Here is a 12,196-nt window from a genome sequence, read left to right as displayed (position 1 = left end):
GACGACTCTGTCACCTCAGTCGAACTGGTCCCCCAGCGCCATCACCATCGCCCCGACGACCAGCAGCCACAGCGCCCGTCTGGTGCGGCCCCGGGCGCCCAGGACCGAGGCGAGCGCACAGACCGCGGCCCCGAAGGCGTAGGCGGCCGGCACGACCGACGGCGCGGATCCGGTGACGCGGAGCACCGCGGCGGCGAGCCCGGCCAGGGCGAGCAGCACCCCGGTCCCGGTCGCCGTCCAGCGGGCCCGGCGCGCGTCCCCGGCCGGATCCACGACGTCGTCGACGTCAGGTATCTCGGAATCGGCGCGTGCGTCCATGGCGGGCGAGCGTAGCGCGTCCTCCTGAGAAAGCGGCTGCGCGCCGGCCTCGGCTCCTGCTAGCTTCCGCTGGTCAGACGTCACCGGCCCCACGCCGACGACCAGAGCGGGTGCATTTTTTGAAGGTTCGATCGAGCTCCTACGCATCGCCTTCCACTACGAAGATCACAAGGAGCCCGTTCAACGATGTCCGACACCACTGCCGGGACCTCGAACGACCCACTCGCTGACCGTCTGGCCCACCCGCGCTACCCGCGCAGCGGCCACTACGACGCCCGCTGGACCGTCGAGAACCAGATGGGCCCCCACGCCCTGTGGCTGCTGGAATGGCTGGCCCCCGCCCTGGGCCTGGACGCCCTGCGCCCCTGCGCGCGCGTCCTCGACCTGGGCTGCGGGCGCGCCATGACCTCCGTCTTCCTCGCCCGCGAGTACGACGTCCAGGTCACCGCCGCCGACCTGTGGGTGGCCCCCGACGACAACGCCCGCCGCATCGCCGAGGCCGGCTTCGCGGACCGGGTGCTGCCGCTCCGCGTCGAGGCGCACGATCTGCCGTTCAGCGAGGGCAGTTTCGACGCGATCGTGTCCGTCGACGCGTACCAGTACTTCGGCACGAACGACCTCTATCTGCCCACGCTGACCCGGCTGTTGAAGCCCGGCGGACGGATCGGGATCGTCGTACCCTCGCTGCGCGAGGAGATCGAGGGCGCCGAGCCGCCCGAGCATCTCAAGGCGCACTGGGACCCGGGCTTCTGGTCGTTCCACACCCCGGCCTGGTGGCGGCGCCACTGGACGCGCAGCGGGGCCGTCGAGGTGGAGACGGCCGACTGGCTGGAGGACGGCTGGCGCGACTGGCTGCTGTGGAGCGAGGTGTGCGCGCAGGAGAGTCCGTACGAGCACATGGCGCGGATGGCCCGTGAGTCCGTGGATCTGGTGAAGGCCGACCAGGGTCAACTCCTCGGCTTCACCAGGGTCGTGGGTCGCCGCGTATGACGTGAACGGCCCCGGAGACGTGATCTCCGGGGCCGTTCACGGCGTACTGGGGACTCAGCCTTCGCTGACGCCCAACTGCTCCAGGATCAGTTCCTTCACGCGGGCCGCGTCGGCCTGACCGCGGGTCGCCTTCATGACCGCGCCGACCAGGGCGCCGGCCGCGGCCACCTTGCCACCGCGGATCTTGTCGGCGACGCCCGGGTTGCCGGCGATCGCCTCCTGGACCGCGGTGGTGAGGGCGCCGTCGTCCGAGACGACCTTCAGGCCGCGCTTGTCGACGACCTCGTCCGGGGTACCCTCGCCCGCGAGGACGCCTTCGATGACCTGGCGGGCCAACTTGTCGTTCAGATCACCGGAGTTCACCAGCGCGGTGACCCGGGCGACCTGCTCCGGCGTGATGGCCAGCTCGTCGATCGACGTGCCCGACTCGTTGGCGCTGCGCGCCAGTTCGCCCATCCACCACTTGCGCGCGGAGGCCGCGTCGGCACCGGCGTCGATCGTGGCGACGATCGGGTCCAGCGCACCGGCGTTGATGATGGACTGCATGTCGAAGGCCGAGATGCCCCACTCGGCGAGCAGCCGGTTGCGGCGGGCCAGCGGCAGTTCGGGCAGTCCGGCGCGGATCTCCTCGACCCACTCGCGGGAGGGGGCCACCGGCACCAGGTCCGGCTCGGGGAAGTACCGGTAGTCCTCGGCCTCCTCCTTCACGCGGCCCGAGGTTGTGGACCCGGTGTCCTCGTGGAAGTGCCGGGTCTCCTGGATGATCGTCCCGCCCGAGTTCAGTACGGCGGCGTGCCGCTGGATCTCGAACCGGGCCGCCCGCTCCACGGAGCGAAGGGAGTTGACGTTCTTCGTCTCACTCCGCGTACCGAACTTCTCGCGGCCGTGCGGGCGCAGCGACAGGTTCACGTCGCAGCGCATCTGGCCCTGCTCCATGCGGGCCTCGGAGACACCGAGCGCCTTGATCAGCTCACGCAGCTCGGCGACGTACGCCTTCGCGACCTCGGGGGCACGCTCGCCGGCGCCCTCGATCGGCTTGGTGACGATCTCGATGAGGGGGATGCCGGCGCGGTTGTAGTCGAGCAGCGAGTGCGAGGCGCCGTGGATACGGCCCGTCGCGCCGCCGACGTGCAGCGACTTGCCGGTGTCCTCCTCCATGTGGGCGCGCTCGATCTCCACGCGGAAGGTCTCGCCGTCCTCCAACTGCACGTCGAGGTAGCCGTTGAAGGCGATCGGCTCGTCGTACTGGGAGGTCTGGAAGTTCTTCGGCATGTCCGGATAGAAGTAGTTCTTCCGGGCGAAGCGGCACCACTCGGCGATCTCGCAGTTCAGCGCGAGACCGATCTTGACCGCCGACTCGATGCCGATCGCGTTGACGACCGGGAGCGCGCCGGGCAGGCCGAGGCAGGTGGGGCAGGTCTGCGAGTTGGGCTCGGCGCCCAGCTCGGTCGAACACCCGCAGAACATCTTGGTCTTGGTGCCGAGTTCGACATGGACCTCAAGGCCCATGACGGGGTCGTACGTCGCCAGGGCGTCCTCGTACGACACCAGCTCGTCGGTCGTGGTGGTCACGGTGAAACTTCCCTCTCAGCCCAGCAGGACGTCGTCGTCGCCCAGCCGCTTCAGCTCGCGGTACAGGATGGCGAGGCCGGTGACGATGGCGGCGGCGGATACGGCGGCGTCGACGAGCCTCAGGAAGTCGCCGTCCTCGCGGGCGAGCTTGGCCTGCTTGGCGACGCTGAGCGCACCGAAGGCGGTGCTCGCGAACGACACGTACACGCCCGTCTTCGACTTCTTGAAGTTCTTGGCCTTCTTTGCCATGGCACTCACAGCGACGGAGCCTCCTCGATCAGCGGGTGACCCCACCTTTCCACGAAGGCGGCCTCGACGGCGGCGCCGACCTTGTAAAGCCGGTCGTCCTTCAGCGCCGGGGCGATGATCTGGAGCCCGACCGGGAGGTTGTCCTCCGGGGCGAGACCGCAGGGCAGCGACATGGCCGCGTTGCCCGCGAGGTTGGTCGGGATGGTGCACAGGTCCGCGAGGTACATCGCCATCGGGTCGTCGGCACGCTCGCCGATCGCGAAGGCGGTGGTCGGCGTCGTGGGCGAGACGATCACGTCGACCTGCTCGAAGGCCTTCTCGAAGTCCCGCGTGATGAGCGTGCGGACCTTCTGGGCGGAGCCGTAGTAGGCGTCGTAGTAGCCGCTCGACAGCGCGTACGTGCCGAGCATGATGCGCCGCTTCACCTCGGGCCCGAAGCCGGCCTCACGGGTGAGGGAGGTGACCTCCTCGGCCGAGTGGGTGCCGTCGTCGCCCACGCGCGCGCCGTAGCGCAGACCGTCGAAGCGGGCGAGGTTGGAGGAGCACTCGGAGGGTGCGATGAGGTAGTACGCCGACAGGGCGAGGTCGAAGGACGGGCAGTCCAGCTCGACGATCTCGGCGCCCAGTTCCTTGAGGAGGGCGACCGACTCGTCGAAGCGCTGGAGGACACCGGCCTGGTAGCCCTCGCCGCGGAACTGCTTGACGACGCCGACGCGCATGCCCTCGACGCTGCCGTTGCGGGCGGCCTCGACGACCGGCGGGACCGGGGCGTCGATCGAGGTGGAGTCGAGCGGGTCGTGTCCGGCGATGACCTCGTGCAGGAGCGCCGCGTCCAGGACCGTACGGGCGCAGGGCCCGCCCTGGTCGAGGGAGGACGAGAACGCGACCATGCCGTAGCGGGAGACCGCCCCGTACGTGGGCTTCACGCCGACCGTGCCGGTGACGGAGGCCGGCTGGCGGATGGAGCCGCCGGTGTCGGTGCCGATCGCGAGGGGCGCCTGGAAGGAGGCGAGCGCGGCGGACGAGCCACCGCCGGAGCCGCCGGGGATCTTGGTCAGGTCCCAGGGGTTGCCGGTCGGGCCGTAGGCACTGTTCTCGGTGGAGGACCCCATGGCGAACTCGTCCATGTTGGTCTTGCCGAGGATGACGACGTCGGCGGCCTTCAGCCGCTTGGTGACCGTCGCGTCGTACGGCGGGATCCAGCCTTCGAGGATCTTGGAGCCGACGGTCGTCGGGATGCCCTCGGTGGTGAAGATGTCCTTGAGCGCGAGCGGTACGCCGGCCAACGGGCCGAGCTGCTCGCCCCTGGCCCGCTTCGCGTCGACGGCACGGGCCTGCGCGAGGGCGCCCTCGCGGTCGACGTGCAGGAAGGCGTGCACCTTCGCGTCGACCTCCTCGATGCGGGCGAGGTGGGCCTCGGTGACCTCGACGGCGGTGAGCACGCCGGACGCGATGTTCGCGGCGGTCTCGGCGGCGGTCAGCCGGATGATGCTGCTGTGGTCCGTCATGGTGATTAGTCCTCCCCCAGGATCTGCGGCACCTTGAAACGCTGCTGCTCCTGGGCCGGGGCGCCGGAGAGCGCCTGCTCGGGGGTGAGCGAGGGACGGACCTCGTCCGCGCGCATGACGTTCGTCAGCGGCAGCGGGTGGGAGGTCGGCGGTACGTCTTGGTCGGCGACCTCGCTGACGCGGGCGACCGCGCCGATGATGTCGTCCAGCTGTCCCGCGAAGTGGTCGAGCTCTTCGGGCTTCAGCTCCAGACGCGCCAGCCGGGCGAGGTGGGCGACCTCCTCGCGCGTGATGCCAGGCATGCGGCGTTCCTCTGGGGTGAGTACGGTTTGCTTTGCCGCCAATCCTATGGGGCGGCGCGCTCTGCCGTTAAACGGATTCCCCGGCGCCGGGTTTGGGGCGCATCAGGGGGTGCGTGGATGGGTTGAATTGGCGAGTGCGGGTTCGTCCGGGCTGGTCGCGCAGTTCCCCGCGCCCCTTTCGGGGCGTCGCCGCACAGGTCGCTCGGTCCGCTGCCGGACGAGCCGACGCCGGCCGTCGTCACTCGTCCGACGCCGCCGCGGGGAGCGCTGCCCTCGGCCTCTGCCAGCCGCGGGACCCTCGGGCCAGCAGCCACGCCGTGGTCTCCTCCGACGGCATCGCCGCCGCCACCAGCCAGCCCTGTACGGCGTCGCAGCCCAGGTCGCGCAGGCGTTCCCAGGTCTCGTCGTCCTCGACGCCCTCGGCGACGACAAGGAGGCCGAGGGAGTGCGCGAGGTCGACCGTGCAGCGCACGATCTCCGCGTCCTCGGTGTCGTAGGCGAGGCGGGCCACGAAGGAACGGTCGATCTTCAGTTCGCTCACCGGGAGCCGGCGCAGATGCACCAGCGAGGAGTAGCCGGTGCCGAAGTCGTCCAGCGACATCTTGACGCCGTGCCCGGTCAGTCCGGCGAGGGTGTCGGCGGCGCGCTGCGGGTCCTCGAGGAGGACGTGTTCGGTTATCTCCAGCTGGAGCGAGCCCGCCGGGACCCCGTGCCGGGCCAGGCGTGCGGCGACCGAGCCCGCGAATCCGGGCGTGTGGACGTCACGCGGCGAGACGTTGACCGCCACCGGCACGAACAGGCCCTGCGCCCGCCACCTGGCCACCTGCGCGAGCGCCGTGTCCAGTACGTACTCCGTGAGATGGGGCATCAGCCCCGAGGACTCGGCGATCGCTATGAACTCGTCCGGCGGGACCTTGCCGCGCTCGGGATGCACCCAGCGGACGAGCGCCTCCAGGCCGGCCACCTGACCGTCGAAGCGGACCTTGGGCTGGTAGTGCAGCTGCACCTCGTGGGCGTCCAGGGCGCGGCGCAGATCGCCCAGCAGCCCGAGCCGGTCCGGGGTGTTGGAGTCCCGCTTGGACTCGTAGACCTCGACGCCCGTACGGTCCCGCTTCGCCTGGTACATCGCCACGTCCGCCCGCCGCAGGAGCCCCTCGGCGTCCAGCGCGTGGTCGGGGAAGACGGCGACGCCCGCGCTGGCCTCCAGGACGAGGGTGAGCCCGTCGAGGTCGAGCGGGGAGGAGAGGGCGGCGACCAGGTTGCGGGCGACCCGGGTCGCGGAGGTCGTGGAGTCGGCGACCGGCAGGAGGACGGCGAACTCGTCGCCGCCGAGCCGGGCGGCCTCGGCGCCGCGGGGCAGCGCCACCCGCAGCCGGTCCGCTATCTGCAACAGCAGCCGGTCACCGGCGAGATGGCCAAGGGTGTCGTTGACGGACCGGAAGCGGTCCAGGTCGATGAGCATCAGGGCGGCGCGGGCGCCGATGCGCTCGGCGTCGTCCAGCGCGGTCCAGATGCGCTCCAGGAGCCACTGGCGGTTGGGCAGCCCGGTCAGCGGGTCGCGCAGCTGCTCCTCGGCCCGGGCGCGGGCTATCCACAGGGTGGAGTCGAGGGCGATCAGCGGAATGGCGAACAGCGGCAGCAGCACCGGCTGGGCGGCGGCGACCACGCAGACCAGCGGGGCGATGCCGAGCAACGCGATCACGACCAGGCCCTGTCTGACCAGGGCGGTGCGGGCGACGGTGGGCAGTCCGCCGCGGTGCGGGGCGTGCAGGTACCAGAGCAGGGCTCGGGTGACGAGGAGGTAGGCGGCGGCGACCAGCACCACTTGGGGGGCGGCGTAGACCGTCCAGTGCTCCGGGTTCCAGGGCCGCTCGACCGACGGCACCCGTCCGAAGGCGCCCAGCACGAGCGCGCCGGCGCCGATGCCGAGGATGTCCACCGCGCCGTGCAGCACGCCTTGGCGCCAGCGGTTGCGCCGGGCTATGCCGACCAGCACGACGACGGTGAGGCTGACCATGCCGGCCGGCACCCAGCCGTACAGCAGCAGCACGGCGAGGGTCAGGGCGGCGCCCGAGCCGGTGCCGCCCCACCAGCGGGCGCGGCCGAGCATGACCAGGTGGCCGACGATGATGCCGGTCAGCACGGCCAGGGCCCAGCCGACGGTGCCGGACGGGAAGAGCGCGTGGTCGTCGGTGAAGGCCCGGTAGAAGCCGGCGCCGAGGACGAAGGCGGCGGCCGCGACGACCGCCGCGGGCAGCGCGGGCCAGGACAGTTGGCGTTCGGCTTCGGCGTCCTGCAGTGCGGAGGAGTGGCCGGGACCGCGTCCGTCGGGCACGGTGAACTGTCCGCCGGCCCGCCCTTCCACGCCGGGACGCGCCGAGGACCGTCCGCCCAGGCGGCTCCCCCGCCAGACGCCGCTGGTCAGGCGTCGGCGCAGCCGTGAGTCCGGGGCGGCGCTCTCGGTCGGTTCCATTCCCGTCCCTCTCACAGCCGGCGGTGCCCACGCCACGCGGTCCACTGTCCGACATCCGTCAGTGGATCCGCGTCGGAAAACCCTTCCCCTTGCTCACCAGGAGCACGAGGTTGCCCCGACCGCAGCTGGGCACGGCAGGCGCACATCTCAACAGTAGGCCGCAGAAGGCTTCCACGGGCAGCGGTCGACCACGGTTGCCCGAATGCGACCCGGCCACCCGTATGCATCTGGTATGCGCCGATCGGGTGGCCTTCAACCGCTACTCCTCTGTGGGAAGCGCGACTTCGGCCGCCGCTTCGGGTCCCTGTTCCAGCAGGACGGTGAAGCCGTCCTCGTTCAGAACGGGGACCTTCAGCTGCATCGCCTTGTCGTACTTCGAACCAGGATTGTCACCCACAACCACGAAAGCCGTCTTCTTCGAAACAGAACCGGTCACTTTCGCTCCGCGTTCTTGCAGGGCCTCCTTGGCGCCGTCCCGGGTGAAGTGATCGAGGGTGCCGGTGACGACAACGGTCAGTCCTTCGAGCGGACGCGGCCCCTCGTCCTCGTCGGAGACCTCGTCCTCCATGCGGACGCCGGCCGCCCTCCACTTGCGGAGGATCTCCTGGTGCCAGTCCTCGGCGAACCACTCCTTGAGCGAGGCGGCGATGATCGGGCCGACGCCGTCGGTGTCCGACAACTCCTTCTCGGTGGCCTGCTCGATGCGGTCGATCGAGCGGAAGCTGCGCGCCAGCGCCTCGGCGGCGACCGGGCCGACGTGCCGGATCGACAGACCGGTGAGGACGCGGGCGAGCGGGCTCTCCTTGGCCGCCGCGATGGTCTGCAGCATCGCGAGGGCGTTCTTCTTCGGCTCGCCCTGCTGGTTGGCGAAGACCGTGGCGATCTTCTCCTCGCCGGTCTTCGGGTCCCGCTTGGGCAGCCCGCTGTCCTGGTCGAGGACGTACGCCTTGATGGGCAGCAACTGCTCGATGGTGAGGTCGAACAGGTCGCCCTCGTTGCCCATCGGCGGGTCGGCCGGCTCCAGCGGGTTGGTGAGGGCGGCCGCGGCCACGTACCCGAAGTGATCGATGTCGAGCGCTTTTCGACCGGCGAGGTAGAAGACCCGCTCGCGCAACTGGGCGGGGCAGGCACGGGCGTTCGGGCAGCGGAGGTCGATGTCGCCCTCCTTCATCGGCCGCAGTGCCGTACCGCACTCGGGGCACTCGGCCGGCATCACGAACTCCCGCTCGCTGCCGTCGCGCAGGTCGACGACCGGGCCGAGGATCTCCGGGATGACCTCACCGGCCTTGCGCAGCACCACCGTGTCGCCGATCAGGACGCCCTTGGCCTTGACCACGTCCTGGTTGTGCAGGGTGGCGAACTCGACCTCCGAGCCGGCCACCGTCACCGGCTCGACCTGGGCGTAGGGCGTCACCCGGCCCGTACGGCCCACGCCGACACGGATGTTGATGAGCTTGGTGTTGACCTCTTCGGGCGCGTACTTGTACGCGATCGCCCAGCGCGGCGCGCGCGAGGTCGAGCCGAGGCGGCCCTGGAGCGGGATCTCGTCGAGCTTGACGACCACACCGTCGATCTCGTGCTCGACGGAGTGCCGGTTCTCGCCGTAGTACTCGATGAACTCCCGTACGCCGTCGAGGCCTTCGACCACCTTGTTGTGCGGGGAGGTGGGCAGGCCCCAGGTCTTGAGCAGGTCGTAGGCCTGGGAGAGGCGGGTGAGGCCGTCGAAGCCCTCCAGCACGCCGATGCCGTGGACGACCATGTGCAGGGGGCGGGTGGCCGTGACGCGCGGGTCCTTCTGGCGCAGCGAACCGGCCGCCGCGTTGCGGGGGTTGGCGAAGGGCTTGTCGCCGGCCTCGACCAGGCGGGCGTTGAGCTCCTCGAACTTCTCCATCGGGAAGTAGACCTCGCCGCGGATCTCCACCACGTCCGGCACCCGGTCGCCGTGCAGCCGGTCCGGGATCTCGGCGATGGTGCGGACGTTGGGCGTGATGTCCTCGCCCGTGCGCCCGTCCCCGCGGGTCGCCGCGCGCGTGAGGCGGCCGTGCTCGTAGGTGAGGTTGACGGCGAGGCCGTCGACCTTCAGTTCGCACAGCAGGTGGTAGGCGGTCGTGCCGACGTCCTTGGCGACGCGCTCGGCCCAGGCCGCCAACTCCTCCTCGCTGAAGGCGTTGTCGAGGGAGAGCATCCGGGAGCGGTGCACGACCGACGTGAACTCGGTCTCGTAGGCCCCCGCGACCTTCTGCGTCGGCGAGTCCGGCGTCCGCAGCTCCGGGTACTCCTCCTCCAACGCCTCCAGGGAGCGCAGGAGTTTGTCGAACTCCGCGTCGCTGACGACCGGGGCGTCGTTCACGTAGTACCGGAAGCGGTGCTCCTCGATCTGCTCAGCGAGTTGCGCGTGCTTCTCCCGTGCCTGTGCGGGCACCGTCGTCTCCGCTTGCTTGTCGCCGGCCACCGTGTTGTCCTCCCGTTACTCAGGGTTGTCCGCGAGGGATCTCGCCGCCTGGACGCAGTGGGCGAGCGCCTTGCGCGCGTACTCCGGGGAAGCGCCCGCGAGTCCGCACGCCGGGGTCACAGTGACCGCCTCCGCGAGAAGCCCCGGCGACAGCCCCAGCCTGCGCCACAACGTCCTGACACCCATGACGCTACCGGCCGGGTCCGACAATCGGGCGTCCGTGCCGGGCACGACACCGGCGAAGAGCCGGGCGCCCGCTTCCACCGCCTCGCCGATCACGTCGTCGTCACGCTCGGTGAGGAGCGAGAGGTCGAAGGAGACGGCCGCCGCGCCCGCCCGGCGCAGCAGGGCGAACGGGACGTCGGGGGCGCAGGAGTGGACCACGACGGGTCCGTCCGCGTGCACGCCGACGACATCGCGGAGGGTGGCCTCGACGAGCTGGCGGTCCACGGCCCGGTGGGTGCGGTAGCCGCTGGCGGACCGCACCTGGCCGCGCAGGACGGCGGTGATCGAGGGTTCGTCGAGCTGGAGGGTCACCTGGGCGCCGGGGATGCGGCGCCCGACCTCCCCCAGGTGTGCCCGCAGGCCCTCGGCGAGCGAGGCGGCGAGGTCGCGGCAGGCGCCGGGATCGGAGAGCACGGCCTCGCCGTTGCGCAGCTCCAGCGCGGCGGCCAGCGTCCACGGGCCGACGGCCTGCACCTTCAGCGGACCCTCGTACCCCTGGGTGAACTCCTCCAGGGCGTCGAGGTCTTCGCCGAGCCAGGACTGGGCGCGCTTGGTGTCCCGGCCCGGCCGGTCCCCGAGCCGCCAGCCGCTGGGCTCCACGCGCGCGTACAGCTCGACGAGCAGGCCCGCGGTCCGCCCGATCATGTCGGCGCCGGGGCCGCGGGCGGGCAGCTCGGCGAGGAACGGGAAGTCGTCCAGGGAACCGGTGACGGTCTTGGCGGCCTCGCGCGCGTCCTCGCCGGGCATCGAACCGACGCCGGTGGCCGCACCGAACATGAACTGGCTGTTTTGACTCACCTGCGAAGACTACGGAATCCGGGCGGGCCCACGGAATCGGTCGGCAGAGGTCAGTGCCCCGGCCGTACCGTCAGGTCGTTGATCTCCGCGTCCCTGGGCAGGTCGAGCGCCGTCAGGATGGTCGTCGCGACCGACTCCGGGTCGATCCACTGCGACGCGTCGTACTCCTTGCCCTCCTGCTGGTGCACCTTGGCCTGCATCGGGCTCGCCGTGCGGCCCGGGTAGACGGAGGTGACGCGGACGCCGTTGCCGTGCTCCTCGTGCCGCAGCGAGTCGGCGAGGGCCTTGAGGCCGTGCTTGGAGGCGGCGTACGCGGACCAGTCGGCGCTCGCCCGCAGTCCCGCGCCGGAGTTGACGAAGAGCACCTGGCCGCGGGCGGCGCGGAGTTGGGGCAGGAAGTGGCGGGTCAGTTCGGCGGGCGCGACGAGGTTGACGTTGAGCTGGTGGCGCCAGGACTTGGGGGTGAGGTCGCCGACCGGGCCCAGGTCGACCACGCCGGCGATGTGCAGCAGCGAGTCCACGCGGTCCGGCAGCGACTGGTGCGAGAAGGCCCAGGACAGCTTGTCGGGGTCGGCCAGATCGCCGACGAGCGTCCGTGCGCCGGGGAACTCCGCCGCCAGTTCCTTCGCCCGGCCGGCGTCGCGCGCTTGCAGCACGAGGTCGTCCCCGCGCGCGTGGAGGCGGCGGGCGACGGCCGCGCCGATGCCGGAGCCCGCTCCGGTGATCACATGGGTAGCCATGCCCGCCATGCTCGCATCACCGCGTGCCGGCCGACTCCTCCAGGTAGGCGAGCGCGCCCACGGGCTCCTCGGCGAAGAACACCAGGTCGGTCAGGGGCAGCGGCAGGAAGCCCTCGGTCTCCATGCGGCGGAACTGTTCCTTCAGGCCGTCGTAGAAGCCCGCGGTGTTGAGCAGCACGACCGGCTTGTCGGTGTGGCCGTGCTTCTTCAGCTCCAGGATCTCGGTGGCCTCGTCGAGCGTTCCGGTGCCGCCCACCATGATCACCACGGCGTCGGCCTTCTCCAGGAGCAGCCTCTTGCGCTCGGCGAGGTCCTTCGCGATCACCATCTCGTCGGCGCCGGGGTGCACCATCGCCGCCAGGAAGTCGACGGAGACGCCGACGAGCCGTCCGCCGGCCTCCTTCACCCCGTCGGCGACCACCTTCATCAGACCGGTGTCCGAACCGCCCCACACGAGCGTGTGACCGCCCTTGCCCAGCAGTTCCGCGAACTCGCGCGCGGGGCGCGTGTAGCGGTCGTCGAGGTCGGCGGCGGAGAGGAAGACGCAGATTCGCATGAAGCAAGGGTAG

At 71.0% G+C, this 12,196-nt stretch carries 11 protein-coding genes; 1 reads left to right on the top strand and 10 read right to left on the bottom strand.

Annotated features, from left to right (window positions below; genetic code table 11):
- Window positions 1-15: 15 nt before the first annotated feature.
- Window positions 16-318, bottom strand: a complete 303-nt coding sequence (locus ACWD5F_RS33760) for a hypothetical protein (RefSeq protein ID WP_451260179.1) — start codon at window positions 316-318, stop codon at window positions 16-18.
- Window positions 319-504: 186 nt separating this feature from the next.
- Between ACWD5F_RS33760 and ACWD5F_RS33755 the strand changes: the two genes are divergently transcribed.
- Window positions 505-1,308 carry a methyltransferase domain-containing protein gene (locus ACWD5F_RS33755; protein ID WP_451260178.1) on the top strand — a complete coding sequence of 268 codons (804 nt, stop codon included), beginning with the start codon at window positions 505-507 and terminating at the stop codon, window positions 1,306-1,308.
- Between the two features lie 54 nt (window positions 1,309-1,362).
- Here ACWD5F_RS33755 and gatB read toward each other — a convergent pair whose 3' ends face one another.
- The 9 genes from gatB to ACWD5F_RS33710 all read right to left on the bottom strand — a co-directional run bounded on the left by gatB (window position 1,363) and on the right by ACWD5F_RS33710 (window position 12,183).
- The gene (gene gatB, locus ACWD5F_RS33750) at window positions 1,363-2,880 is read right to left on the bottom strand and encodes an Asp-tRNA(Asn)/Glu-tRNA(Gln) amidotransferase subunit GatB (RefSeq protein ID WP_401722554.1); all 1,518 of its coding nucleotides are present in this window, start codon (window positions 2,878-2,880) and stop codon (window positions 1,363-1,365) included.
- A 15-nt stretch (window positions 2,881-2,895) separates the two neighbouring features.
- Window positions 2,896-3,129 (bottom strand): hypothetical protein, encoded by a 234-nt coding sequence (locus ACWD5F_RS33745; protein WP_401723097.1) that lies wholly within the window; start codon window positions 3,127-3,129, stop codon window positions 2,896-2,898.
- Window positions 3,130-3,134: 5 nt separating this feature from the next.
- Window positions 3,135-4,637, bottom strand: coding sequence for an Asp-tRNA(Asn)/Glu-tRNA(Gln) amidotransferase subunit GatA (gatA, locus tag ACWD5F_RS33740; RefSeq protein ID WP_451260177.1), 1,503 nt, complete (start codon window positions 4,635-4,637; stop codon window positions 3,135-3,137).
- Between the two features lie 5 nt (window positions 4,638-4,642).
- Window positions 4,643-4,939, bottom strand: a complete 297-nt coding sequence (gene gatC / locus ACWD5F_RS33735; protein WP_018531282.1) for an Asp-tRNA(Asn)/Glu-tRNA(Gln) amidotransferase subunit GatC — start codon at window positions 4,937-4,939, stop codon at window positions 4,643-4,645.
- A gap of 238 nt (window positions 4,940-5,177) precedes the next feature.
- Entirely contained in the window at window positions 5,178-7,412 is a 2,235-nt protein-coding gene (locus tag ACWD5F_RS33730) for a putative bifunctional diguanylate cyclase/phosphodiesterase (protein WP_451260176.1), read from the bottom strand.
- Between the two features lie 259 nt (window positions 7,413-7,671).
- Window positions 7,672-9,864 (bottom strand): NAD-dependent DNA ligase LigA, encoded by a 2,193-nt coding sequence (ligA, locus tag ACWD5F_RS33725; RefSeq protein ID WP_451260175.1) that lies wholly within the window; start codon window positions 9,862-9,864, stop codon window positions 7,672-7,674.
- Between the two features lie 15 nt (window positions 9,865-9,879).
- The gene (locus ACWD5F_RS33720) at window positions 9,880-10,887 is read right to left on the bottom strand and encodes a methionine synthase (RefSeq protein WP_451260174.1); all 1,008 of its coding nucleotides are present in this window, start codon (window positions 10,885-10,887) and stop codon (window positions 9,880-9,882) included.
- 50 nt (window positions 10,888-10,937) lie between these two features.
- Window positions 10,938-11,636, bottom strand: a complete 699-nt coding sequence (locus tag ACWD5F_RS33715) for an SDR family oxidoreductase (protein WP_451260173.1) — start codon at window positions 11,634-11,636, stop codon at window positions 10,938-10,940.
- A 7-nt stretch (window positions 11,637-11,643) separates the two neighbouring features.
- Complete coding sequence (locus ACWD5F_RS33710) at window positions 11,644-12,183, bottom strand: LOG family protein (protein ID WP_401722538.1); 540 nt, start codon at window positions 12,181-12,183, stop codon at window positions 11,644-11,646.
- Between the last annotated feature and the right edge of the window lie 13 nt (window positions 12,184-12,196).

The sequence above is a fragment of the Streptomyces sp. NPDC002499 genome (assembly GCF_053595415.1).
This window is presented reverse-complemented; position numbering and strand designations above follow the sequence as displayed.